The sequence below is a fragment of the Pseudomonas sp. SG-MS2 genome, from assembly GCF_009933855.1.
GTDB lineage: Bacteria > Pseudomonadota > Gammaproteobacteria > Pseudomonadales > Pseudomonadaceae > Aquipseudomonas > Aquipseudomonas putida_E.
In genome coordinates this window covers 1-26471 of the sequence record NZ_MOMO01000267.1, presented here as the reverse complement: position 1 = coordinate 26471, position 26471 = coordinate 1, and the positions used below count along the sequence as shown (strand labels likewise).

Annotated in this window: 16 protein-coding genes and 1 pseudogene; 10 read left to right on the top strand and 7 right to left on the bottom strand. The window is 65.4% G+C overall.

Annotation, left to right across the window (positions count from 1 at the left end; genetic code table 11):
- A pseudogene (locus BLX42_RS25675) lies at positions 1 to 122 on the bottom strand (electron transfer flavoprotein subunit beta/FixA family protein); the annotation flags it as partial.
- 538 nt (positions 123 to 660) lie between these two features.
- Here BLX42_RS25675 and BLX42_RS25670 point away from each other — a divergent pair.
- On the top strand, positions 661 to 2343 hold the full coding sequence (locus BLX42_RS25670) for an electron transfer flavoprotein-ubiquinone oxidoreductase (RefSeq protein ID WP_080516487.1): 1683 nt from the start codon (positions 661 to 663) through the stop codon (positions 2341 to 2343).
- Positions 2344 to 2412: 69 nt separating this feature from the next.
- Here the strand turns inward: BLX42_RS25670 and BLX42_RS25665 are convergent, their stop codons facing one another.
- The 5 genes from BLX42_RS25665 to BLX42_RS25645 all read right to left on the bottom strand — a co-directional run bounded on the left by BLX42_RS25665 (position 2413) and on the right by BLX42_RS25645 (position 5731).
- A complete protein-coding gene (locus BLX42_RS25665) occupies positions 2413 to 2814 on the bottom strand; it encodes a type II toxin-antitoxin system MqsA family antitoxin (RefSeq protein ID WP_012315362.1) in 402 nt (133 codons plus the stop codon).
- Between the two features lie 2 nt (positions 2815 to 2816).
- Positions 2817 to 3113: a type II toxin-antitoxin system MqsR family toxin gene (locus tag BLX42_RS25660; protein ID WP_161872932.1), complete on the bottom strand. Its 297-nt coding sequence runs from the start codon at positions 3111 to 3113 to the stop codon at positions 2817 to 2819.
- 94 nt (positions 3114 to 3207) lie between these two features.
- Entirely contained in the window at positions 3208 to 4533 is a 1326-nt protein-coding gene (locus BLX42_RS25655) for an MFS transporter (protein WP_161872931.1), read from the bottom strand.
- Between the two features lie 71 nt (positions 4534 to 4604).
- Complete coding sequence (locus BLX42_RS25650) at positions 4605 to 5084, bottom strand: response regulator (protein ID WP_046785259.1); 480 nt, start codon at positions 5082 to 5084, stop codon at positions 4605 to 4607.
- Between the two features lie 170 nt (positions 5085 to 5254).
- Complete coding sequence (locus tag BLX42_RS25645; RefSeq protein WP_046785260.1) at positions 5255 to 5731, bottom strand: sigma-70 family RNA polymerase sigma factor; 477 nt, start codon at positions 5729 to 5731, stop codon at positions 5255 to 5257.
- 204 nt (positions 5732 to 5935) lie between these two features.
- On the opposite strand from BLX42_RS25645, the gene BLX42_RS25640 reads away from it, so the two are divergent.
- From BLX42_RS25640 to BLX42_RS25630, 3 genes are read left to right on the top strand one after another with little or no spacing between them, the layout of a single operon-like run.
- Positions 5936 to 7114 carry an efflux RND transporter periplasmic adaptor subunit gene (locus tag BLX42_RS25640; protein ID WP_161872930.1) on the top strand — a complete coding sequence of 393 codons (1179 nt, stop codon included), beginning with the start codon at positions 5936 to 5938 and terminating at the stop codon, positions 7112 to 7114.
- Entirely contained in the window at positions 7115 to 9079 is a 1965-nt protein-coding gene (locus BLX42_RS25635; protein WP_161872929.1) for a MacB family efflux pump subunit, read from the top strand.
- Between the two features lie 3 nt (positions 9080 to 9082).
- Positions 9083 to 10486 carry an efflux transporter outer membrane subunit gene (locus BLX42_RS25630; RefSeq protein WP_161872928.1) on the top strand — a complete coding sequence of 468 codons (1404 nt, stop codon included), beginning with the start codon at positions 9083 to 9085 and terminating at the stop codon, positions 10484 to 10486.
- A 31-nt stretch (positions 10487 to 10517) separates the two neighbouring features.
- Here BLX42_RS25630 and BLX42_RS25625 read toward each other — a convergent pair whose 3' ends face one another.
- On the bottom strand, positions 10518 to 12146 hold the full coding sequence (locus BLX42_RS25625) for a PvdJ/PvdD/PvdP-like protein (RefSeq protein WP_161872927.1): 1629 nt from the start codon (positions 12144 to 12146) through the stop codon (positions 10518 to 10520).
- 216 nt (positions 12147 to 12362) lie between these two features.
- Here BLX42_RS25625 and pvdM point away from each other — a divergent pair, with 216 nt between their 5' ends.
- The 6 genes from pvdM to BLX42_RS25595 form a co-directional block, all read left to right on the top strand.
- Complete coding sequence (gene pvdM / locus BLX42_RS25620; RefSeq protein ID WP_161872926.1) at positions 12363 to 13709, top strand: pyoverdine-tailoring dipeptidase-like protein PvdM; 1347 nt, start codon at positions 12363 to 12365, stop codon at positions 13707 to 13709.
- A gap of 17 nt (positions 13710 to 13726) precedes the next feature.
- On the top strand, positions 13727 to 14998 hold the full coding sequence (locus BLX42_RS25615; protein ID WP_161872925.1) for an aminotransferase class V-fold PLP-dependent enzyme: 1272 nt from the start codon (positions 13727 to 13729) through the stop codon (positions 14996 to 14998).
- A 12-nt stretch (positions 14999 to 15010) separates the two neighbouring features.
- Positions 15011 to 15892 carry a formylglycine-generating enzyme family protein gene (locus BLX42_RS25610; RefSeq protein ID WP_046785266.1) on the top strand — a complete coding sequence of 294 codons (882 nt, stop codon included), beginning with the start codon at positions 15011 to 15013 and terminating at the stop codon, positions 15890 to 15892.
- A 74-nt stretch (positions 15893 to 15966) separates the two neighbouring features.
- Positions 15967 to 17622 (top strand): cyclic peptide export ABC transporter, encoded by a 1656-nt coding sequence (locus BLX42_RS25605; protein WP_161872924.1) that lies wholly within the window; start codon positions 15967 to 15969, stop codon positions 17620 to 17622.
- 119 nt (positions 17623 to 17741) lie between these two features.
- On the top strand, positions 17742 to 24155 hold the full coding sequence (locus BLX42_RS25600; RefSeq protein ID WP_161872923.1) for a non-ribosomal peptide synthetase: 6414 nt from the start codon (positions 17742 to 17744) through the stop codon (positions 24153 to 24155).
- Positions 24155 to 26471, top strand: a 2317-nt coding sequence (locus BLX42_RS25595; protein WP_161872922.1) for a condensation domain-containing protein, incomplete at its 3' end; no start/stop codon positions are given. The genes BLX42_RS25600 and BLX42_RS25595, both read left to right, overlap by 1 nt.

Below are 26471 nucleotides of genomic sequence, written 5' to 3'. Positions count from 1 at the left end.
ATTTCGCAGAAGGGGTTCATGGACATCTTGACGTTTGCAAGGTCGACGCCGGAGTTGTCCGCTTTGACGCGAACCTTGACGTTGTAGTCGACCACTCGTTTGACAGCTACAAGAACCTTCATGGATTCCTCGTTACTCTCCGGTGAATAGATAGTCGCCTGGGGCTAAGCCCTGCGATGCGCGTGGGTACAAGGGCACCTCTGAAAACGATGAGCGAGGTGCAATCTTCACGGTGAACCATCAGTCCTGTTGAGACTCTTGCGGCAAATACCCGCGGGTCATTTCCTGTGGTGGCGTGTAAACTCCACTACAAACCGTGTTCTGGCCCGAAAGCCTTACCCCACACCTGGTCTTTAGAGGTGTACCTGCGCCCGGCGATAAGCCTACGGCGAACGTAAAACCGCTCGTATCTTGACCGCAACACCCAATCCGGTCAATACGGCAAATCGGTCACCCTCCAGCCGCGTTCCTTTGATTTTACTGGCCTGCGGCAAATTCAAACAAACGTTTGTATTGGACCCGCCAAGTGGTGTAGATATAATGCGCGGCCAAGACAAAACGGTGTAGTCCATCCTTTGTGCCGCTACAGCCCCGCTCCCGTGAAGCGCGGCGCGCATGATCACGCCACACCCATAAGACAAAGCAACAGCACGAGCCTTGATGAGTAGGAGAGAACCAGTGGAACGCGAATACATGGAATTCGACGTGGTCATCGTCGGCGCTGGCCCGGCAGGCCTGTCAGCCGCCTGCCGCCTGAAGCAGAAGGCCGCCGAAGCCGGTAGCGAGATCAGCGTCTGCGTGGTCGAGAAAGGCTCCGAAGTCGGCGCCCACATCCTCTCCGGTGCAGTGTTCGAGCCCCGCGCCCTGAACGAACTGTTCCCCGACTGGAAAGCACTCGGCGCACCGCTCAACACCGAGGTCAAGCGCGACGACATCTACGTGCTCAAGGACGCCGGCAACTCGACCAAGGTCCCTGACCTGTTCGTGCCCAAGACCATGCACAACCAGGGCAACTACATCATCTCGCTGGGCAACCTGTGCCGCTGGCTGGCCCAGCAGGCCGAGAATCTGGGCGTGGAAATCTACCCCGGCTTCGCCGCCCAGGAAGCGCTGTTCGATGAAAACGGCGTGGTCCGCGGCATCGTCACCGGTGACCTCGGTGTCGACCGCGAGGGTAACCCGAAGGACGGCCTGTACACCCCGGGCATGGAACTGCGCGCCAAGTACACCCTGTTCGCCGAAGGTTGCCGCGGCCATATCGGCAAGCAACTGATCAAGCGCTTCAACCTCGACAGCGAGTCCGACGTCCAGCACTACGGCATCGGCCTGAAGGAAATCTGGGAAATCGACCCGGCCAAGCACGAACAAGGCCTGGTGGTACACACCGCCGGCTGGCCGCTGGACGTGATGAGCGCTGAGAACACCGGCGGCTCGTTCCTTTACCACCTGGAAAACAACCAGGTGGTGGTCGGCCTGATCGTCGACCTGTCCTACAGCAATGCTTACCTGTCGCCTTTCGACGAGTTCCAGCGCCTCAAGCACCACCCCGTGATGAAGCAGTACCTCGAAGGCGGCAAACGCATCAGCTACGGCGCCCGCGCCATCTGCAAGGGCGGCCTGAACTCGCTGCCCAAGATGGTGTTCAACGGTGGCGCCCTGATCGGTTGCGACCTGGGCACCCTGAACTTCGCCAAGATCAAAGGCAGCCACACCGCCATGAAGTCCGGCATGCTCGCGGCCGAAGCGGTGGCCGATGCGCTGATCGCTGGCAGCGAAGGCGGCGATGCGCTTACTACCTATGTCGACGCCTTCAAAGCCAGCTGGCTGCATGAAGAACTGTTCGCCAGCCGCAACTTCGGCCCGGCGCTGCACAAGTTCGGCCCGATCCTCGGTGGTGCGTTCAACTACATCGACCAGAACTGGTTCGGTGGCAAGCTGCCGTTCACCCTGCACGACACCAAGCCGGACTACGCCTGCCTCAAGCTTGCGGCCGACTCGAAAAAGATCGACTACCCCAAACCAGACGGCAAGCTCAGCTTCGACAAGCTCAGCTCGGTGTTCCTCTCCAGCACCAACCACGAAGAGGAACAACCCTGCCACCTGAAGCTGACCGACCCGAGCATCCCGATCGCCAGCAACCTGCCACTGTACGACGAGCCAGCCCAGCGTTACTGCCCGGCGGGCGTGTACGAAGTGGTCAGCCAGGAAGACGGCAGCAAGCGCTTCCAGATCAACGCGCAGAACTGCGTGCACTGCAAGACCTGCGACATCAAGGACCCGGCCCAGAACATCACCTGGGTTACCCCTGAAGGCGCTGGCGGGCCGAACTACCCGAACATGTAAGCCCGGCCCTTGCAGCAAGAAAAAGCCCCCTGGCCTCACGGCCCGGGGGCTTTCTCGTTCAGGGCTGCCTCAGGCCGTACGGACTTCCTCGAACAACTCCGGATGACGGTCGAGCAGCTTGAACAGTTTGACCAGAGCAACCGGCGGCCTGGTTTTCCCATTTTCGTAGCGAGAGAACGCATTGACCCCACCGCCAAAGATTTCGCCGGCTTCACGCTGGTCGAGGTCGAATTTCTTGCGCACAGCGACAATGAAGTCGGGGTCCACTGCCGCGGCATTGACTTGGCGATTGAATGCGGACATCAAAGTACTGATGCGCATCGCTTCATCATGGCTGAGAACCGCCTCCCCACAGGCTGTACAGTATCCGCCACTGACATTTGGGATAACGGTCGCTTCACCTTTGTATCGATAGGGCATGTCCCGGGTATCAGGTGCAAGCTCCGCCCCCCCACAAACTGGACACTTCATGATTACAACTCCTTGAAAGACACGATGAGCACGTCATCCACCACAGACAGTTTCAGGTACACGTATCCCTTGCCCGTAAGGGGGCGATAAACGTCCTGCCATACGCGGTAATCACCGTGACATGTCATGCTTTTGTGAAAGTCTCTGCGCTCCAGACCGTTGATTATCTCGAGCATGTCCGGGTAATCCATCCCGAGTGCCTGGGCGCCCCGCAAAGAGGCGGTTGTCGGGCTGATGCGCCCAGCGCTGACCAAGGCCCTGATCCGCTCCAGCGAACAATGAGGCGTTCTCTTTTCCATGAGAAATTAACCTTCCAGGTTAAATTTGGCTAATAGGTTATTCCAATAGCCCCCACCCGGAAGTCTGCCTCACTGCCCGCCAGGCGTTACCCGTTCATTTGTCACCGCACATGAGCGGCATTGGCTCGGCCGCAAATGCCAAAGGTTCCCGGCGGCCAAAGTAGAGGGCAGTGAGCAGCCCCACCGCGCCCATGATCAGGCAAAAGCCCACGCACACCCACGGGCTCCACGGCATCAACGCTATCAACGCCAACGGCGTGGTACTGGCCCACAAGGCGTAGGCCACGTTGTAGGTAAAGGAAATGCCCGACACCCGGATCTGGGCCGGGAACAGCCCGACCATTACCGACGGCACCACACCCACCACACCACAGCAAAGCCCAGCCAACGCGTAAGCCAGCCACGTCATGCCCCACTGGCCCACGAGGCTCGCATACAAGGCACCGATACCCAGCGGCAGCAGCACGCTGTAGATCATCAGCGCCCGCCAGGCGCCCAGGCGATCGACCAGCAGCCCGGCGAGCACACAACCGATATTGAGAAAAACGATACCTACGCTGCTCAGGGCGAACGTGTGCGCGGCGGTCATGCCGAAGCGCTGCTGCATTACCGTCGGCGTGATCACCACCAGCACCACCACCGCCGACGTCAACACGCAGGTCAGCAGCGCAGCCGGGATCAACGCCCCACGATGTTCGCCCAGCACCCGTCGCAGCGGGAACTTCACCGGCTGCTCCTTGCGCTCGCGCAAGGCCAGAAACACCGGTGTTTCACTCAGCCAACGGCGCAACCACACGCCGATCACACCAAATACCCCGCCAAGCAGGAACGGGTAACGCCAGGCGTAATCGAGGATTTCCTGGGCGGTAAACACCTGGGCCAACAGTGTCGCGGTCAGTGCCCCCAGCAAATAGCCAAAGGTCAGCCCGGCCTGCAGGAAGCCCAGGGCGTAACCCCGCCGCCCTTGCGGTGCGTGTTCGGCAACGAATGTCCAGGCACTGGGCACCTCACCACCGACCGCAGCGCCCTGCAGAATGCGCAACGCCAGCAAGATCAGCGGCGCCGCGTAACCAATCTCGGCATAGGTCGGCATCACCCCGATCAGCAGGCACGGCAGCGCCATCATCAGGATGCTCAGGCTGAATACCCGCTTGCGGCCCAGGTGATCGGCGAAGTGCGCCATGACGATGCCACCCAGCGGCCGCGCCAGGTAGCCGGTGACGAAAATCCCGAAGCTTTGCAGCAGGCGCAGCCACTCAGGCATTTCGGGTGGGAAGAACAGCTGGCTGAGGGTCAGGGCGAAGAACACGAAGATGATGAAATCATAGATTTCCAGCGCGCCGCCCAGCGCCGCCAGGCCCAGGGTCCGGTGGTCGCCACGGCTGAACCGGGGCGGGCGAGCGGTATCGATGGCAGTCATGGCACAGGTCCGCAAATCGGCAAAGGGCAAGAGGATAGCAAATAGCTGCCCCCTTGCCCCGTCCGCTGCGGCTATCGGCTGAAGACCGTGTGGGCGAAGTTCCTGCGCGGGTAGGCCGGCGGGCCACTGCTGGAAAGGCCGGACGGCAAGGCCAGCTTGCCGACCACCACTGGCCCATCGATGAGCGCCATGAAGGACTCAAGGGCCTCGTTGTCCGGCACCTGCGGCAGGCTCACATTCACCGCCTGGCGCTCGGTCTGCGGCACGCTCGGGACCTTCAGATGCCGCGAGTGATACAGCAAGGCATGCTGAATCTGCGTGCTCACCCGGCAAAAGCGCGCCAGGTCGACACCTGCATGGCTGGCCAGTTCGATATTGCCCACCAGCAGGTTGAACGGCTGCAGCGCGCAGTGCACCAGGCGCTGCAGCTCGTCGAAGGAGTCCACCGGGGCAATCCGGTAATAGCCCAGGCCATTGAGCAGCCTCTCCAGCTGCAAGCGCTGGGACGGATGCTCGTCGGCGATCAGGATGCGCAGGGTCTTGTTGGTCATTGTCGGACCTGGGCAGTCAGGTGAATAGGGACACACTCCCTGACCAAACTGCGCCAGTAACAGGCAACCACCAGGGCGGCGCCTGGCGGGGTCAATCTAGATAGTTGTCTTGAAACAGTTAGAAATCAAGTTGCCAGCACACAGAATTTTCACCGGCACACTACCGGTTTTCAGGATTCCCACTGGCGCATGCGCACGCGGCAGTGCTTCATGGCGTTGACGATGTGCTTTTCCACCAGGCTGCGCGAGATGCCCAGGTGCTCGGCGATCTGCTGATGCGACAGGCCTTCGAGCTTGCGCAACAGGAAGCTGTCACGGCAGGGCTGGCTCAATTCATCGAGTGCTTTTTGCATCAGCGCCAGGCGCTGGTCCAACTGCATGTTCTGGGTGGGGGCCGGGGTGTGCCAGCGCTCGTCCAGGTCCAGCACCTCCAGCGGTTCGGACTGGCGCAGCAGGTGGCGGCGATGACGGTCGATCACAAGGTTCAGGGCCGTGCGGTAAAGGAACGCGCGCGGGTGCTCGATCTGCTGCGTACCGGTGCGTTCGAGCACCCGCAGATAGGCATCGTGAGCCACATCCTCAGCCGCCTGGCGGCTGCCCAGGCGCGCGGAGAGGAAGCTCACCAATTCGCGATAGTAATGTTCCACGACGGCACCTGGGGTACGTCCTGACAGGCTCGGACAGGGTCATGTGATATCAGCGTGGGATCTTACAAATTATAATGATTCTCAGCAACTCTCCTCCCCCAGCGCCAGCCCATCTAAATCCGCCCCGCGCGCCTTCGTTTAACTGGCACCTCCGTGCGCACCTTGACCTGGCTGCGTGTGGCCACCCTTTGGCTGGAAGCCCGCATGAGACGCATACCCAACATTCGCCGCCACCTGCTGGCTGGCAGCTTCGGCCTGCTGGCCCTTGGCAGCCTGCTGGCCTGGAAGGCGCTCCCTCTGGGTGCCGTGCCCGTGAGTACCGTCGCGGTCGTCCGCGCGGACATCGAAAGCAGCGTCACCGCCCTGGGTACCCTGCAGCCACGACGGTATGTGGATGTAGGCGCCCAGGCCTCCGGGCAGATCCGCAAGCTGCACGTGGAGGCTGGCGATCAGGTGCACACGGGGCAGTTGCTGGTGGAGATCGACCCTTCTACCCAGCAGGCCAGGCTGGACGCCGGGCGGTTCTCGATCGACAACCTCAAGGCGCAACTGGCCGAGCAACGCGCCCAGTACCTGCTGGCCACGCAGCAGTACCGGCGCCAGCGCGAACTGGCTGGCGCGGGCGCCACACGCGAGGAAGACCTGCAGGCGGCCGACGCCCAGCTCAAGGTCACCCAGGCCCGCATCGACATGATCCAGGCGCAGATCCGTCAGGCCCAGGCCAACCTGCGCAGCGACGAGGCTGAGCATGGCTATACACGCATCTACGCGCCGATGGACGGTACCGTGGTAGCGGTGGATGCCCGTGAAGGCCAGACCCTCAACGCCCAGCAGCAGACGCCTCTGATTCTGCGGATCGCCAAGCTCTCGCCGATGACCGTGTGGGCCCAGGTGTCCGAAGCCGACATCGGCAAAGTCAAACCTGGAATGACCGCCTATTTCACCACCCTGGCCGGCGGCAAACGCCGTTGGAACAGCACCGTGCGGCAGATCCTGCCAATCCCGCCCAAGCCGCTGGCGCACACCAGCCAGGGCGGCGGCGGCCCTGCCAGCGCGATCGCCGGTACGACAGGCAGCCAGGTGGTGCAGTACACCGTGCTGCTCGACGTCGACAACCCTGATGGGGCGTTGATGGCCGACATGACCACCCAGGTGTTCTTCGTCGCCGGCCAGGCCAGCCAGGTACTCACCGCGCCGCTGGCGGCACTGGACGACAGCGAGGCCGATGACCTGCGCATGGCCCAGGTACTGGGCCAGGATGGCAAGGTCGAACAACGCACAGTGCGCATCGGCCTCAGCGACCGGCTGCGGGCGCAAGTGCTCGATGGCCTCAGCGAAGGCGAGCGCCTGGTCATCGGTGCGCCCCTGGCCAGCGGAGGTTGAATGGCCGTTCCCCTGATCGAACTGCGCGACATCCGCAAGTCATACGGTGGTATCGACACCCCCAAGGTCGACGTACTGCGCGGCATCAGCCTGAACATCCACCCCGGCGAGTTCATCGCCATCGTCGGTGCGTCGGGTTCGGGCAAGTCGACGCTGATGAACATCCTCGGCTGCCTCGACCGCCCCACCTCGGGCCACTACCTGTTCGCCGGCAAGGACGTTGCCCACCTGGGCAGTGACGAACTGGCCTGGCTGCGCCGCGAAGCCTTTGGTTTCGTGTTTCAGGGCTACCACCTGATCCCTTCAGGCTCAGCCCAGGAAAACGTCGAGATGCCGGCCATCTACGCCGGCACCCCGCCAGCCGAGCGCCACGCCCGCGCAGCCGCCCTGCTTGAGCGCCTTGGCCTGGCCAGCCGCACCGGCAACCGCCCGCATCAATTGTCCGGCGGCCAGCAGCAACGCGTGTCGATTGCCCGCGCGCTGATGAATGGCGGCCATATCATCCTTGCCGACGAGCCGACCGGCGCCCTGGACAGCCACAGCGGTACCGAGGTCATGGCCCTGCTGGACGAGCTGGCCAGCCAGGGCCATGTGATCATCCTGATCACCCACGACCGCGAGGTGGCGGCGCGGGCACGCCGGGTGGTGGAAATCCGCGACGGCCTGATGATCAGCGACTCGGCCTGCGACCAGCCTCCCGCTGCAGCGCAACAAGGCCTGCAGGCCGATGACCTGCGCCAGCGCCTGGACCGCGGCGCGACCGTGCGTGGCGCATGGAAAGGCGAGCTGCTCGAGGCCTTGCAGGCAGCGTGGCGGGTCATGTGGATCAACCGGTTCCGCACCGCCCTGACGTTGCTTGGCATCGTCATTGGCGTGGCTTCGGTCGTGGTCATGCTGGCCGTGGGCGAAGGCAGCAAACGCCAGGTCATGGCTCAGATGGCCGCGTTCGGTTCCAACATCCTCTACCTCAACGGCCGCCCGCCGACGCTGCGCGAGCCAGGCGGCATCGTCACCCTCGATGACGTCGCCGCCATCGCCGAACTGCCCCAGGTTCGGCGCGTCATGCCGGTCATCGGCGGCGACCTGATGGTGCGCCACGGCAACAACAACCAGAGGTTCTACGTTGGCGGCAACAACGTCGAATTCCCCGCCATCCTCAACTGGCCGGTCGTGCAGGGCAGTTTTTTCAGCGAAGCCGACGAACGCAGTGGCGCTGCCGTGGCGGTCATCGGCCAGAAAGTCCGCGACAAACTGCTGGCACCCGGCACCGACGCGCTGGGCCAGTACCTGCTGATCGGCAACGTACCGTTCCAGGTCGTCGGCCTGCTCGCCGGCAAGGGCGCAAGTTCGGGTGACCAGAAGAGCGATGAGCGCATCGTGGTGCCCTATTCCGCCGCTTCCATGCGCCTGTTCGGCAGCCACGACCCGGAATACGTGATCATCGCCGCAGCCGACTCGGCCCGGGTCGCCGAGACCGAAACAGCGATCCACCGCCTGATGCGCAAGCGCCATCAAGGCAAGGACGATTTCGAGCTGACCAACGATGCGGCACTGATCCAGGCCGAGGCACGCACACAAAACAGCCTGTCGCTGATGCTCGGGGCGATCGCTGCGATCTCGTTGCTGGTCGGCGGTATCGGCGTGATGAACATCATGCTCATGACCGTGCGCGAGCGCACCCGTGAAATCGGTATCCGCATGGCCACCGGCGCACGCCAGCGCGACATCCTGCGCCAGTTCCTCAGCGAGGCGGTCATGCTGTCGATGGTCGGCGGGTTGACCGGCATCGTGCTGGCGCTGCTGATCGGCGGCGGGCTGATACTCACCGACGTCGCTGTCGCCTTCGCCCTGCCTGCCATCCTCGGCGCCTTCGGTTGCGCCGCCATCACCGGCGTGGTGTTCGGTTTCATGCCAGCACGCAAGGCCGCCCGACTCGACCCGGTCAAAGCCCTTACCAGCGAATAATCCATGACATTGCCAAGCCGCATCAGCCTGTTGACCCTGTGCCTGGGCCTAACCGCCTGCAATACACCCCCTGCGCCCTCAAGCGGCATCAGCGCACCGCAACACTGGCAAGGCGAGGCAGCTGCGCCCGTCATCGCACTGCCATCGGGGCACTGGTGGCAGGCGTTCGCCAGCAGCGAGCTGGACCAACTGGTCAGGCGCGCACAACACAACGCCCATGACCTCGCCGCTGCCGCGGCCCGCGTACGCCAGGCCCAGGCCCGCGCCGTGATCGCCGGCGCGCCGTTGCTGCCAGAGGCGCAAGGGGGCCTCGATGGCAGCCGCCAACGCCTGCTGCACGGCGAAGGGTCTGACCAGCTGGACGTCAGTAGCAGCGAACCCACCTACACAGCCTTCGGCCTGCAACTTACCGCCCGCTACGAACTCGACTTCTGGGGCGGCCTGCGCGCGGCTCGGGCGAGCGCGCTGCACGGCCTCGACGCCAGCCGCTTCGACCGCCAGACAGTGGAGCTGACCCTGGTCAGTGCGGTTGCCGACAGCTACCTGCAAGGCATCGCCCTGGAAGAACAGCTGCGCATCGCACGCCTCAACCTGCGCAATGCACGTGAGGTGCTCAACCTGGTCGAAACCCGCCAGCGTGCAGGGTCCGCCACCCGCCTTGAACTGGCCCAGCAGCGTAGCCTGGTGGCGGCTCAGGAGCGCCAGGTGCCGCTGCTCGAGCAAAAGCGGCAAGACAGCCGCATCACCCTCGCCACCTTGCTCGGTGACCCGGTGCAGGCCTTGCCGGTCAACCACCAACCGATCACCACTGTGCAGTGGCCGGCAATCGGCAGCGGCGTTCCCAGCGAGCTGCTGACTCGCCGCCCCGACATCGCCGCTGCCGAAGCGCGCCTGGCCGCCGCCAACGCCAATGTGCAGGTGGCCAGGGCGGCCATGCTGCCGAAGCTGACGCTTGGCGCCAACCTTGGCACGGGCGCGAACACCTTTGCCCAGGTGCTCGACAGTTCCTACTACACACTCACCGCCGGCCTGGTCGCGCCCATCTTCAACAACGGCCGGCTGCGCGCCTCACGCGCGCTGGCCGAAGCCGAGCAGGATGAACTGCTGGAAAACTATCGCAGCAGCATCCTCGCCGGCTTTGCCGATGTTGAAAAAGCCCTTAACGCCATTGAGGGTGTGGAGCGTCAACGGCTGTGGCAGGACGAGGAAGTAGTGCAGGCACGCCTGGCTTTCAACCTGGCACAACGGCGCTATGGGGCTGGCGCCGAGACCCTGCTGACCGTGCTGGAGACCCAGCGCACGCTCTACCTGGCCCAGGACCAGCAAGCGCAGTTGCGCCTGGCCCGCCTGCAGGGCAGCGTGGCGCTGTACAAGGCGCTTGGGGGTGGCTGGCAGGTACCGCACTGAAAAGGCCGCGCACGGCTTGCGGCCGGTTTTTTCAGCGCTGAGCCAGTTTCAGATTGCGCGCGTACCAGGGGCGTTGCGGGACTTTCGGCCGCAGCTTGGCGAACAGGTCATCGTCGCCAAAGATGATGCGCAACGCCAGCTTCATGGTCTCAGGGTCCATCTCCACGCTGCGCCCAGGCCGCAGCCCCGGTACCGTCGAGCAACCGTGGGTGTCTGGCCCCAGCCACGGGTCGGCCACTTCGACCCAGCGCCCAGGCGCGAACCACGGCACACCGTTGACTTCCAGGCGCCTGACCTGGCCCGGGTGGACCCGCTCATGGGCACGGAACCAATCCTCGATACGGTCGTCGATCCAGCCGTGGAAGTGCCAGAACACCGGGTTTACATGGGATGAAAACGGGTCGCCGAGGAAGTCGTTCTCGGCCTGGAACCAACGCGCGGCAAAATCCTCCGGTTTGCGAGCGAAGGGCACTGGCAGGCCACTGGAAGGGTCGCGCGGCACCGAAGCCCAGCGCATGTGCAGCCAGTCGTGCAAACCCAGCTCCATTTCCGAACCGAACTGCCCCAGCGTAAGCGTGCTCAGGTAGTGCGGATCAGTGTACTTCGACTCCCAGACCTGGAAGTTGGCATGGAACGTTTCGGGCGTCTTTATATCGCGCACCCATTGGGTGTACGCGGCATCGTCCGAAGCCAGCCAGGTAGGCGGTAGGGCATTGCCATCATGGTTGTCGAAATAGCGGGCGAAGCCGATACGGTCGCGCTCAAGCTCCGGCTGCGGCAGCGGAAAACGCGGCCAGGAGGGTAGGTCCTGGAGGGCCCGGGCAGCACCCAGCATGTGCCGGTGCATGAAGAAAAAATCCACGCCCGAACCGTTGCGGTCCTTGTGCCGGCCCCGCGCATCGCGTTCATGGCCCCGCGGCCCTGGCTGCCAGCCCAGGCCGCGCAGCGCTGCCTGTTTGTCCTCGTCCAGCTTGTGCCACTTGTCGCGCGAGGCATGCCAGAGCTGATGGAACAACCGATGCTCCGGCGCGATCAGCCTCGCCAGCAAGGCCGGTGCCAAGGGCGCCCGTTCGCGGGCCTCGGGGAAAGGCCGCTTGAGCGCTAGAAACCGGTTGTCCTGCTCGGGCAGCGTCAATGCGCGGTTCAGCGGCAGGATGCGGCCATTGAGTGTCGCCTGACCGGCGTTGCCGAACCCGCCCCAGGCTTCGTCGAGGACCACCTGGCACTCATAGTTCGCCTGCTCCTGGCCCGGCTGCGTCGAAAACAGCCGCCAGCGCAGTGTCCCTGGCTTGTCCCCCAGCAGGTCACCCATCACGCGATAGCGCGGCTCTTGCGGACCACGCAGGCGTTCGGGCGTGTCCAGATAACCACGCAGGCCACGCCCACTGTGGGCAACGTCCAGCAGCAGCTCCAGCTCCCCATCAGGCAAACCGTGCAGCCCTGCGTCCCTGCCCTGCGCTGTCCAGCGCCAGCACCCGCGCAAGGTGTCGCCCAACTGCTGCAGGGGCGCATCGGCAAGTTCGACAACGGCTTCGCCCGGGGTTTCAGGAAACTGCTCGTCGAACTGCTGGCGCTGCACGTGCCGCACATACAGCGCACCGGGCACCGCCATGCCTGTCAATGCCACACCGGCGATGAACCCGCGTCGAGAAATCGTCATTGCACTACCTGAGCATTCATTGCGGCCATGGAGCACGGCCCGTCCAAGGCTAGAACGTTGTGCAGTACGCAAAATTTACCGCCGCAGGCAGACGGCCTGTGACGCAGCCAACGATAAATTTGCCCCGCCGTTGTTCGTCCACCTGATACCCAAGCCCTGCCCGCGCAGCAAACCCTGAGCCGGCAGCCGCCCCGATCACCGCGCAACGAGATGGCAATGACCAAGACCCGTTCCCGCAAAGCCCTGTACATCGGCCTGCCCCTGGCCCTGACCGTTGCCCTGGCAAGTGCCGCTGGCTACTTCTACTGGCGGCACCTGCACGCAGGCTACCCGCTGAAGATCGTGCAGCAGGCTGAGGAGCTGCACGAGCACATGCTCTCGTTCGACAGCCATATCACCGTGCCATTGAGCATGGGCAGCGAGGGGCACGAAGTGGACAAGGATGGCCCGGGTCAGTTCGACCTGGCCAAGGCCAACCGCGGCCGCCTCTCTGGTGCCGCCCTGACCGTGTTCGGCTGGCCGGAAATCTGGAACGGCCCGAACGCCCCGCACCGCCCAACCCCCGGCTTCGTCGATGCCGCCCGGCAAGAACAGGAAGGGCGCTACAAGATCATCACCGGCATGGTCCGAGACTTCCCCAACCAGGTCGGTATCGCTTACACCCCTGACGACTTCCGGCGCCTCAACGGCGAAGGCAAGTTCGCCATCTTCATCAGCATGCTCAATGCCTACCCACTGGGCCACGACCTGTCGCAGCTCGACCTGTGGGCAGCACGTGGCATGCGCATGTTCGGCTTCAGCTACGTCGGCAACAACGATTGGGCCGATTCTTCGAGGCCGCTGCCGTTCTTCAACGACACCGCCGACGCCCTCGGCGGCCTGTCACCGCTGGGCGAGCAGGCAGTGAAACGCCTGAACGACCTGGGGGTGATCATCGACGTGTCACAGATGTCCACCTTGGCACTCGAAGATGTCGCTCGCCTGTCGCGCGCGCCAATCGTCGCTTCGCACTCGGCACCGCGGGCGATGGTGGATATCCCGCGCAACCTCTCCGACAAGGAGATGCAACTGATCAAGCAGAGCGGCGGCGTGATTCAGGTGGTCGGCTTCGGTCAGTACCTAAAGCCGTTGACCCAGCCGGTGGTGGACAAGCTCGATGCCCTGCGTGCGCGCTTCGACTTGCAACCATTGCAAGGCCTGACCAATGCCCTGATGCCGGGCGACGCGGTGATCGCCATCTGGCCCGAGGCACGCTTCGGCGAGTATGCAAGCTCGCTGTACGCCATCCTTGAAGACGAACCCAAAGCAACCTTGAAACAGTATGTCGACGCCATCGACTACACCGTGAAAAAGGTGGGTATCGACCACGTCGGCATCGCCTCGGACTTCAACGATGGTGGCGGCCTGGAGGGCTGGAAGGACGTCAGCGAAATTAGCAACGTCACCGCCGAACTGCTGACCCGCGGCTACAGCGAAACGGACATTGCAAAGCTCTGGGCGGGCAATTTCCTGCGCGCCTGGGAGCAAGTCCAGAGCGCTGCCCAGCCTGTCGCCAACCGTTGAGCCGAGCCCTGCCTACCATGAGCAACCGCCGTAGTTTCCTGAAACAGGCCGGCCTGCTGGCCGCGAGCCTGCCACTGCTGCCCCAGGCCCTGGCTGGCGCCAGCACACCACTGAGCGGCCCCGACAAATGGCGCAACCTGCGCACGCTGTTCCCGCTCGACCCACAGGTCGCGCACTTCGCCAACTTCCTGGTGACCGCCCACCCGCGCCCGGTACAGGCAGCGATCGACCGCCACCGTGCCGCGCTGGACCGCAACCCCGCCGCCCTGATGGACTGGGAAAGCCAGTACGAATGGCAGCGCGAGGACGAGGTGCGCGAGTGGGCCGGGCGCTACCTTGAGGTCAAGCCGCGCCAGGTGGCCCTGACCGGCAGCACCACCGAAGGCCTGGCGATGATCTATGGCGGCCTGAAGGTCGGCGCCCACCAGGAAATCCTGGTCACCGAGCACGAGCATTACTCCACCCACAAGGCGCTGGCCTTCCGCGCCCAGCGCCAGGGCACCCTGACCCGCAAGATCCGCCTGTTCGACGACCCATGGGCAGTCTCCACCGACCAGGTGCTGAGCACCCTGGACAAAGCCATCCAGCCGCACACCCGCGTGCTCGGCATGACCTGGGTGCACTCCGGCAGTGGCGTCAAGCTGCCGGTGGGTGAGATCGGCGCGCTGGTGCGCCAGCACAACCGCAACCGCAGCGAAGCCGAGCGCATTCTCTATGTGGTCGACGGCGTGCACGGCTTCGGTGTGGAGAACGTGCGTTTTGCCGACTTCAACTGCGACTACTTCATCGCCGGCACCCACAAGTGGATGTTCGGCCCGCGCGGTACGGGCATCATCTGCGCAGCCTCCACCGGCATGGAGCACCTCACCCCGACCATCGCCACGTTCTCCCGCGATGAAGACTTCGCCACCATCATGACCCCTGGCGGCTACCACGCCTTCGAACACCGCTGGGCCACCAACGAGGCCTTCAAACTGCACCTGGCGCTGGGCAAGGCCGACGTGCAACAGCGCATCCACCAGCTCAACAGCCTGCTCAAGGCGCGCCTCGCCGAGCACCGTCAGGTGCAGCTGGTGACACCGCGCAGCGAGCGCTATTCGGCCGGTTTCACGTTTTTCCGCATCAAGGACCGCGACGCCGACGCCGTCGCCGCCCACCTCACCGCCAACAAGGTGATGTGCGATGCGGTGTATCGCGATGTCGGCCCGGTGATCCGCCTGGCCCCCAGCCTGCTCAATGACGAGCAGCAGATCGACCGGGCCATGGCCCTGATTACCCAACAACTCTGACAAGGCATCACCATGACCGCTTCCCTGCATCGCCTGACCCTGGCCGGCCTGCTGGCCGCCTGCAGCCTGCCGGCCCTGGCAGCACAAACCGCCGATACCCCTGGCACGGTGTTCCGTGACTGCGACAAGCTCTGCCCGGAGATGGTGGTACTGCCCGCCGGCACCTTCAACATGGGCACCCCGGCCGACGAAATGGGGCGCCAGGATGACGAAGGTCCGCAGCATGCGGTGACCTTCGCCAAGCCCTTCGCCATCAGCCGCTTCCAGGTGACCGCCGAGCAATGGGACGGCTACCTCGAGGCTACGGGCACACGCATCGCCGACGGCGACGATCGCCCTGGCCGCCGCTGCACCGCCAGCAAGCCCAGTTACAAACAGGGCCCGCAGCAACCGGCAGTGTGCATGAGCTACCACGATGTGCAGGACTACGTGGCCTGGCTGTCGAAAAAGACCGGCAAGCATTACCGCATGGTCAGCGAGGCCCAACGCGAATATGCCGCACGCGGCGCCAGCACCGGTATGTTCCCCTTCCCCATCGACCCGGACAGCACCCTGGAAATCAGCCAGCACGCCAACGTCTATGGCCCCAAGGATGGCTACAGCTATAGCTCGCCCGTGGGCAGTTACCCGGCCAACGCCTTTGGCGTGTACGACATGCACGGCAATGTCTACGAATGGGTCGCCGACTGCTACCACAACAGCTATGAAGGCGCCCCGGCCGACGGCAGTGCCTGGGGCCAGGCCAGCCGGGCCAAGGACAGCTGCAAGGTGGTAAGTATCCGCGGCAACGACTGGGGCGAGGCGCCGATCTTCTCCCGCTCCGGCAACCGCAACACCAATTTCCCGGGCCGCCTGGGTGACTGGCTGGGTGTGCGGGTGGTCCGCGACCTGTGACGGTACGCGGTTAAATTGCCCTGCGGGCCACTCGTCATAACGATGTACTTTTGCCTCTGATCCAGGAATTCAACATGACCTCCAAAACCCGCGGGGCGCTGAGCGAGCTATTCACCCTGCTCAAACCGTTCTGGCCGATCGTCACCCTGTCGGTCGTCATGGGCATGGTCGGCGGCCTGAGCGTTACCGCACTGCTGGCCACCATCAACAGTGGCCTGCACGCCGACGGTGGCCTTAGCAACAGCGTGATCCTCGGCTTCGCCGGGCTGTGCGCGCTGGCCCTGGCCAGCTCGATCTGCTCCGACATCGGCACCAACTACGTTGGCCAGCACATCATCGCCAAACTGCGCAAAGCCCTGGGCGAAAAGGTATTGTCGGCCCCGATCGAGCAGATCGAACGTTTCCGCAGCCACCGCCTGATCCCGGTGCTGACCCATGACGTCGATACCATCAGCGACTTCGCCTTTGCCTTTGCGCCCCTGGCGATCTCGCTGACCGTAACCCTTGGCTGCCTGGGTTACCTGGCCACCCTGTCATTGCCGATGTTCCTGATGATGCTGCTGGCAATCGGTATCGGCAGTGTCGTCCAGTACATCGCCCGAGGCCGTGGCATCAAAGGCTTCATGGCGGCGCGCGACGCAGAAGACCGGCTGCAGAAGCACTACCACGCCATCGCCGAGGGGGCCAAGGAGCTGCGCATCCATCGCCCGCGGCGCCAGCGTATGTTCCGCCAGGGCATCCAGGACACCGCCGACGCGATCTGCGCCACCCAGGTCCGCTCGATCAACACGTTCGTCATTGCCAAGAGCTTCGGCTCCATGCTGTTCTTCGTGGTCATCGGCCTGGGCCTGACCCTGCAGTTCCTCTGGCCAAGCGCCGCCCCCAAGGCCATCAGCGGCTTCGTGCTGGTGCTGCTGTACATGAAAGGCCCGCTGGAACACCTGATCGGCACCTTGCCGGTGGTCAGCCGCGCGCAAATCGCCTTTCGCCGTATCGCCGAGCTTTCCGAGCAGTTTTCTTCGCCTGAAGCGCACCTGCTGCTGGAGGACCACGGCAACAAGCCTGTCGTGGTCGACAGCCTGGAATTGCGCGAGGTGAGCTATGCCTATCAAGCCAGCCCCGGTGCCCAACCGTTCCAGGTAGGGCCGGTGAACCTGCGCATCGCCCAGGGCGACATCGTCTTCGTGGTCGGTGAAAACGGCTGTGGCAAGACCACCCTGATCAAGCTGCTGCTGGGCCTGTACCCGCCGCAACAGGGGCAGATCCTGTTCAACGGCCAGGCCGTCGACGCACAGGTTCGCGACGACTACCGGCAATTGTTCACCACGGTGTTCGCCGACTACTACCTGTTCGATGATGTGGTGCAAGGGGACACGCACATCCCCGACGACGCCAACCGCTACTTGGAGCGCCTGGAAATCGCCCACAAGGTCAGCGTCAAGGACGGTGCGTTCAGCACCACCGACCTGTCCACCGGCCAGCGCAAGCGCCTGGCGCTGATCAACGCTTGGCTGGAAGAGCGCCCGGTGCTGGTGTTCGACGAATGGGCCGCCGACCAGGACCCGACCTTCCGGCGGATTTTCTACACTGAGTTGCTGCCCGACCTCAAGCGCCTGGGCAAGACCATCATTGTCATTTCCCACGATGACCGCTACTTCGACATCGCCGACCAACTGGTGCGGCTGCAGGCCGGCAAAGTCGTCGTCGAACACGCACCCGCCCTCGCCTGAGCCCCACCCGGCGCGCCCCACGCGCGCCGGGTGCAGCTGTTTCGCCACCTGCCTAAATCACCCCCCTGCCCCTTCGTCTCTCTCAGTACGCTTAATTCTCCAGTGATGGCGAGACCGAGATGACACCCCAGAACCAATCCACCGATGACGCGCTGCTGGCCCTGCTCTGCGAGCTCGACGAAACCGCCGCTGCCCCTGCCGGCATCGTTGCCCACGGCGCCGACCACGCGCCGCTGTCGTTCGCCCAGGAGCAGCTGTGGCTGCTCGATCAGCTCGACCCCGATGCCGCCACCTACAACCAGCCGCGCGCCTTTTTGCTCCAGGGCCCGCTGCAGGCGCAAGACCTGCAACAGGCACTGGACCGGGTCATCGACCGTCACGACATCCTGCGTACCCGCATCAACGAGGTGCAGGGCCAGCCACGCCAGCAGGTCGACCGCGCAGCGCGGCTGAACCTGCGCTGCGTCGACCTGCGCGGTCAACCACAGCACGTGCTGCGCGAGGCGCTGCACACCGAGGCCGCCACCCCGTTCGACCTCACCCAGGCCCCACTGCTGCGCGCCTGCCTTTACCAGCTGGGCGCGCAACGCCATGTGCTGGCCCTGACCAGCCACCACATCGTCAGTGATGCCTGGTCCAATCCGGTGCTGCTGCGCGACCTCTCGCAGGCCTACGCCAACGTCTGCGCCGGCAGTGACTGTCAGCTGCCTCGACCAGCGGTGCAGTACCTGGACTTCGCCCACTGGCAGCGCGGCGTCTACCAGGCCAGCCCGGCCCACGAACGCGCTGCCAGCTACTGGCGCCAGTACCTGCAAGGTGGCCTGCAACGGCTGGAGCTGCCCACCGATCACCCGCGCGACAGCCGCCCTGCCACTGCCGCCGGGACCTGCACCCTGGCGTTGCCCGCCGCGCTGTTCAGCCAGCTGCAGGCAGCCTGCCGGGCCAATGGCCTGACGCCGTTCATGGTGCTGCTGGCCGCTTGGCAACTGGTACTTGGCCGCCATGCCCGGCAGGAGGATTTCATCGTTGGTGTGCCCAATGCCGGGCGCACCCAGGAACAGGTACAGGACCTGATCGGCTTTTTCGTCAACAGCCAGATCCACCGGGCACGCCTGGACCCACGTCAGTCCGTGGCCGGCCTGCTCGAGCAGGTGCGCAAGCACGCCCTGGCGTGCCTGGAACATGCCGACTACCCGCTTGAGCAAGCGCTTGCCGAACAACGCCAAGGCACCAACGGCGTACTGTTCCACTGCCTGTTCAACTGGACCAGCGACAATGCCGAGCAGCCCCCGGCCGGTTTCGCAGGTTTGCACATCGAGCCCTTGCCCAGTGCGCCGACTGCCGCCAAGTTCGACCTCAGCCTCAACGTTCAGGCGGGTCGCGAGCGGCTCGGCATCAGCCTCGACTACGATGCCGCGCTGTTCGAGGCAGCCACCGCTTTGCGGCTGGGCGAGGACTGGCTGGCCATCCTCCAGGCCATGCTCGACCACCCCGAGTGCGCTATCGGTGAGCTTCATGCGCAACCTGCCTTGCAGCGTGAACAGTGGCTGGCGGCCGCACAGGGCCCCGCTGGCGATGCCCTCGACGGCCTGGCCGTGCACCAGCAGTTCGCACGCCTGGCGCGCAGCCACGGCGAGGCCGTTGCGCTGGTCGCCGGCGACACGCGCCTGAGCTACCGCGCCCTCGACAACGCCGCCGAGCACCTCGCCCGCCGGCTGCAAGCCGCCGGCATCCGCCCGGGCGAGCGAGTGGCGGTGGCCCTGGAGCGCGGCGCGCCGCTGATCGTCGCCTTGCTGGCCACCCTCAAGGCCGGCGCGGCGTATGTGCCGCTGGACCCCCAGTTCCCCGCCGAACGCCTGGCCTACATGCTTGAAGATTGCGGCGCCCCCCTGCTGCTGAGCCAGGCCTCGGTGCTGGCTGCCCTGCCAACGCCAGGCCAGCAGGTACTGCTGCTCGATGACTTCGACCTGCAGGCCACGCACCAGCCCGAACCGGCCCTGGCCCTGGACTGCCCACCGCAGCAACTGGCCTACGTGCTCTATACCTCCGGTTCGACTGGCAACCCCAAGGGCGTGATGGTGCCCCATGGCGCACTGTCCAATTTCGTCGCGGCCATGGCCAAGGCCCCTGGCCTGCACCCGGGGCAGCGCCTGCTGAGCATCACCACCTGCTCCTTCGACATCTTCGGCCTGGAGCTGTACCTGCCGCTGTGCACCGGAGCGTGCATGGTGCTGGCCGACAAGCACACCGTGCAGGACCCGGCGGCAATCCTCGACCTGCTGATCAGCGAGCACGTCGACGTGCTGCAGGCCACCCCGTCGACATGGCGCATGCTGCTCGACAATGACCCCGACCAACGCCTGCCTGCACTGACCGCGCTATGCGGCGGGGAAGCGCTCGGCGATGACCTGGCGGTAAGGCTGCTGGCCCGTTGCGCCGCGCTGTGGAACCTGTACGGCCCGACCGAAACCACCATCTGGTCGGCGCGCCACGCACTGGCCCGCGCCAGCGCCCGCCCCGAACTGGGCCAGCCGATCGAGCGCACCGGCCTGTTGCTGCTCGACGGCAACCTGCTGCCCAGCCCCCCGGGGGTGCCGGCTGACCTGTACATCGGCGGCGACGGCCTGGCCCAGGGTTACCACCAGCGCCCCGGCCTGACCGCCGAACGCTTCGTGCCGCACCCCTATGGCAAGCCCGGCGAGCGCCTGTACCGCACCGGCGACCTGGCGCGCCGCCACGCCAGCGGTAGCCTGGACTTCCTTGGCCGGGTCGATCATCAGGTGAAGATCCGTGGTTTTCGCATCGAGCTGGGCGAGATCGAATCAGCCCTGCTCACCCTGGACGCGGTGCGCGAAGCCGCAGTGGCCGCCCGCGACGGCGTCGATGGCGCGCAACTGGTCGCCTATGTAGTACCCGCCAGCAGGCCCGCCGACATCCAGGCCTTCATCGAACACTGCCTGGCGCCGCTGCGTGAGCAACTGCCAGGCTATATGTTGCCAGCACGCCTGCATCTGTTGCAGGCCATGCCGCTGACACCCAACGGCAAGCTCGACCGCAAGGCCCTGCCGGTGGTCGATGAAAGCCCGGCGCAGGCTCGATACCTGGCGCCGACCACTGACCTGCAACGCCAGGTTGCGGCCACTTGGGCCGAGCTGCTGAAGGCCGAACGCGTCGGGCTGGGTGATGATTTCTTCGCCCTGGGCGGGCATTCGCTGCTGGTGGCGCGGGCAGTCTCGCGCCTGCGCCATGAGCTGGCGCTGAACTTCCCCCTGCGCCTGCTGTTCGACCAGCCGCGCCTGGGCGACTTCTGCCAGGCCCTGGCGCATTTGCAAAAGGCTACGCCGCTGGCCCTGCCGGTGCAGACCGCGCGCGACCAACTGCCGCTGTCTTACGCCCAGGAGCGCCAGTGGCTGCTGTGGAAGCTGGCCCCAGAAAGCAGCGCCTACCACATTCCCAGCGTGTTGCGCCTGCGCGGCCCGCTGGATGTCACCGCCCTGAGCCGAGCATTCGACCAGCTGATTGCCCGCCATGAAGCGCTGCGCACCTGCTTCACCCTCGAAGGTGAACGGCCGCACCAGCACATCCTCGCCCCCTGGTCGCTGAACCTGCAGTGCCAGCCACTTGAAGAGAGCCAGTGCCAAGCCTTTATCCCAGGCCTGCTCGGCCAGCCCTTCGACCTGGCCAACGGCCCGCTGCTGCGTGTAGGGCTGGCGCGCCTGGCGGCCGACGACCACGTGCTGGTGCTGGTGCAGCACCACATCGTCTCCGACGCCTGGTCGATGCAGGTGATGGTCCGCGAGCTGTGCGCGCTCTATCAAGGCCAAGCCTTGCCCGCACTGGCACTGCAATACGCCGACTTCGCTGCCTGGCAGCGTCGCTGGCTGGATGACGGTGAGCGCGAGCGCCAGCTGGCCTACTGGCGCACACGCCTGGCCGGCGAGCAACCGGTGCTCGAGCTGCCCTGCGATCACCCCCGTCGCGACAACGCCAAGCGCCCGGCAGCACGCTTGCATCTGGCATTGCCCACGGCACTGGGCGAAACCGTGCAACGCTTCGCCAGCGCGCACCAGGCGACAGTTCCGATGGTGCTGCTGGCGGCCTGGCAGGCCCTGCTGCACCGCTACACCGGCCAGCCGGACATCCGCATCGGCGTACCGGTGGCCAACCGCAACCGCCTGGAAACCGAGCAATTGATCGGCTTCTTCGTCAACACGCTGGTGCTGCGCGCCGACTGCACGGCCGACCTGTCGTTTGCCGGGCTGCTGGCGCAGACCCGCCAGGCCATGGTCGAAGCCCAAGACCACCAGGACCTGCCCTACGAGCAACTGCTCGAAGCCCTGCTGCCCCAGCGCGGCCCGCAACAGGGCTTGTTCCAGGTGCTGTACAACCACCACCAGGCGGCCGATGCCGCGCCACTGGGTGCGCTGCACCTGGAGGCACTGGACAGCCAGCCGCAGGAGGCCCAGTTCGACCTGGCGCTAAGCACGGCCCAGGGTGAACACGGCCTCAGCGCCAGCTTTACCTACGACCGCACGCTGTTCGACGCCACCACCCTGCAACGCCTGGCCAGGCACTGGCTGAACCTGCTCGAACAGGCCCTGGCCCAGCCAGGGCTGCCGCTCGCACGACTGGCCCTGATGGACCCGGCCGAACGCTCGCAGGTCCAGGACGCCTGGAACGGCGCGCCGGTCGCCCACCCACAAACGCAAGCGCTGGCGGCACGCATCGAAGCCCAGGTACAACGCCACCCGCAGGCTGTTGCCCTGCGCTATCAGGGCCAGGCCTTGAGCTACGCCGAGCTCAACCAGCGCGCCAACCGCCTGGCACACCGCCTGATCGCGGCAGGCGTGGACGCCGAGGTGCCGGTGGGCCTGGCGGCCGAGCGCGGCTTCGCGATGATCGTCGGCTTGCTGGCCATTCTCAAGGCCGGCGGCGCCTACGTGCCGCTCGACCCCGCGCACCCGGCAGAGCGCCTGGCCTTCGTGGTCCGCGACAGCGGCATCAAGGTGCTGCTCGACCAGCCCGGCCTGCTCGCCGAACTGCCAGAGTACGGCGGGCTGCTGCGCCTGAACCTGGAGGCCGGCTACGACGACCAGCCGGTGGCCAATCCCGCGCCGCGCAGCAGCGTCGACAACCTCGCCTACATCATCTACACCTCTGGCTCCACCGGCCTGCCCAAAGGCACGCTGCTCAGCCAGCGCAATGTCCTGAGGCTGTTCAGCGCCTGCGATCGCTGGTTCCGCTTCGACCACAATGACGTCTGGACCCTGTTCCACTCCTTTGCCTTCGACTTTTCGGTGTGGGAGATCTTCGGTGCGCTCCTGCATGGAGGCCGCCTGGTGATCGTGCCGCAGGCCTTGAGCCGCGACCCGCAGGGCTTCCTGCAACTGCTGGTGGACGAGCGTGTGAGCGTACTCAACCAGACACCATCGGCATTCAAACCCCTGACCCAGGCCGCGTGCATCGCCACCTCGGCAGACCTTGCCCTGCGCCTTGTGATCTTCGGCGGCGAAGCGCTCGACGTGGCTGCACTGCGCCCCTGGTTCGAGCGCTTCGGCGCACAGCGGCCACAATTGGTGAACATGTACGGCATCACCGAAACCACTGTGCACGTCACCTATCGACCGATTGGCCTGGATGACCTGAACCGCACGGTGAGCCCGATCGGCGAACTGATCGACGACCTCAGCGGCTACCTGCTCGACGGCGAACTCGAGCCGGTTCCGGCGGGCTGCGTCGGCGAGCTGTACATCGGCCAGGCGGGCCTCGCCCGAGGCTACCTCAACCGCGCCGGGCTGAGCGCCACGCGTTTCATCGCCAACCCGTTCTCCACCCAGCCCGGCAGCCGCCTTTACCGCACCGGCGACCTGGCGCGCCGCCGTGGCGACGGCACCCTCGAATACATCGGGCGCATCGACCAACAGGTGAAGGTCCGCGGCTTCCGTATTGAACTGGGCGAAGTCGAGGCCAGCCTGCTAGCGCAGCCGGCGGTGGCGCAGGCAGTGGTGATCGCCGNCCTGGGGCCCGCCGGCACCCGCCTGCTCGCCTACCTGGTGGCGCATGCAGGCCAGGGCGGCGACACCGGCGCCCTGCGCGCCGCGCTCAAGGCGCAGCTCCCCGACTACATGGTGCCGGCCCATTGCATGTGGCTCGAACAGCTGCCCCTGACCGTCAACGGCAAACTCGACCGCAGTGCCCTGCCGGCACCAGCCGACAGCAACGCCCAACGCACTTTCCGCGCCCCCCACACACCGTTGCAGGAGCAGCTGGCCGGCATCTGGCAACAGGTGCTCGGCGTGCAGGCCGTGGGCCTGGACGACGACTTCTTCGAGCTGGGCGGCCATTCGCTGCTGGTGATCAACGTGGTCTCGCGCATCCAGCTGGAGCTGGGCCGCGAGCTGACCCCTCAGGCCCTGTTCCAGCATCCGACCCTTCAAGCCCTGGCACTTCACCTGGACACCACTACAACCGCGGTCGATGAAAACAAGCTCGACACCCTCGAAGCCTGGCTCGACGAAATGGAGGAACACTGATGGACAGCACTGCCGCTTCGAGAATTGCCAAGCGCTTTGTCCTGCTGCCGCTGGAAAAGCGCCGGCAGTACCTGTTGAAAATGCGCGAGCAAGGCCTGTCGGTGGCCAGCCTGCCGATCCCTCAGGTACGTGAAGCGTTCGACCGCCTGCCGTTGTCGTTCGCCCAGCAACGCCAATGGTTCCTCTGGCAGTTCGACCGCCAGGCCAGCGCCTATCACATCCCCTGTGCCCTGCGCCTGCGCGGCGCCCTGAACGTGGCGGCGCTGCAGGCCAGCCTTGAGGCGCTGGTGCGCCGCCATGACAGCCTGCGCACGCGTTTCATCGAAGACGAGCAAGGCGTCGCGCAGCAGGTCGACAGCACCGTCGCGCTGGCACTGACGCTCACCACGCTCGATGAGCAGGCCGTACAGGCCCATATCCAGGCGCGGGTACGTGAACCTTTCGACCTGGCCTGCGGCCCATTACTGCGTGCCGAGTTGCTGCAACTGGGCAGCGATGACCATGTGCTGCTGCTGGTGCAGCACCACATCATCAGCGACGGCCGCTCGATGCAGGTGATGGTCAAGGAGCTGACCCACTGCTACGCCCGCTTCAGCCAGGGCCTGACCAGCCAGTTGCCAGAACCGCAGCTGCAGTACGCCGACTACGCCATCTGGCAACGCCACTGGATGGAAGCCGGCGAGCAGGAACGCCAGCTCGACTACTGGCGCCAGCGCCTGGGCAACGCAGTGCCGGTGCTGGAACTGCCGTTGGACCGGCCACGCCCGAGCGTGCAGCGATTCGACGGTGCGCGCCTGCCACTGGCCATCCCGCCGGCCCTGGCCCTGGCCGTGCGCCAGCTGGCCCAGGCACGCCAGGCCACACCGTTCATGGTGCTGCTGGCCTCGTTCATGGCCCTGCTGCACCGTTACACCCGCCAGCAGGACATCCGCGTCGGCGTGCCCAGCGCCAACCGCAACCGGGTCGAGGCCGAAGACCTGATCGGCTTCTTCGTCAACACCCTGGTCATCGATGCCCAGTGCCAGCCGACCCTGTCCTTCGAGCAGCTGCTCGACCAGGTCAAAGCCGCCACCTTGCAGGCCCAGGCCCACCAGGACCTGCCTTTCGAGCAACTGGTCGAGGCCTTGCAGCCCGAGCGCAACCTCAGCCACAACCCGTTGTTCCAGGTCATGTTCAACCATCAGGTCGGCGCGCCCCAGCCGAACGAAACGGCCCTCGGCCACGGCCTGGCCATCGAGCCGCTGCCACTGGCAGGCGAGACCGCGCAGCTGGACCTGACCCTCAATACCTTTGAGGACGCCCGGGGCTTGAGTGCGAGCCTGACCTACGCCACAGCCCTGTTCGACCATACGTCCATCCAACGCCTGGGTGACCACTGGCTGCGCCTGCTGGCGCAAGTGGTGCATGCCCCGCAGCAGGCGCTTGGCGAGGTGACACTGCTGGCCGATGAAGAACGCCAGCGCTTGCTCACCCAGTGGAACGCCACCACCCACGCCTACCCTGCCACGCCGTCGATCCATGCCTTGGTCGAAGCCCAGGCACGCCGCACACCCGATGCCACCGCACTGCTGTTCGGCGACAGCGCGCTGAGCTACGCCCAGCTCAACCGTCAGGCCAACCGGCTGGCCCACGCCCTGATCGCCCAAGGCGTGCGCCAGGACACGCCGGTCGGCATCGCCGCCGAGCGCAGCCTGGAACTGGTGGTTGGCCTGCTGGCCATCCTCAAGGCCGGCGGCGCCTACGTGCCGCTGGACCCTGAATACCCCGCCGAGCGCCTGAGCTACATGGTCGAAGACAGTGGCATCGGCCTGCTGCTGACCCAGTCGCACCTGCGCGATCGACTGCCGCTGCCGCCCCGGCTGCCCGTGCTCCTGCTCGACCAGGCGCTGGCCGCTCAGCCCGAGCACGATCCGCAGCTGCCGTGCGCGCCCGAGCAACTGGCCTACGTCATCTACACCTCCGGTTCCACCGGCCGCCCGAAAGGCGCGGGTAACAGCCACCAGGCCCTGGCCAACCGCCTGCAGTGGATGCAGGCGGCCTACGGCCTGGATGCCAGCGACACAGTGCTGCAGAAGACCCCCTTCAGCTTCGACGTGTCGGTGTGGGAGTTCTTCTGGCCGTTGATCACCGGCGCCCGCCTGGCCATCGCCGCACCGGGTGACCACCGCGACCCCGCGCGCCTGGTACAACTGATCGCCCAGCATCAGGTCACCACCCTGCACTTTGTGCCCTCGATGCTGCAGGCCTTCCTGCTCGACGACCAGGTTGCCCGCTGCAGCAGCCTGCAGCGCATCGTCTGCAGTGGCGAAGCGCTGC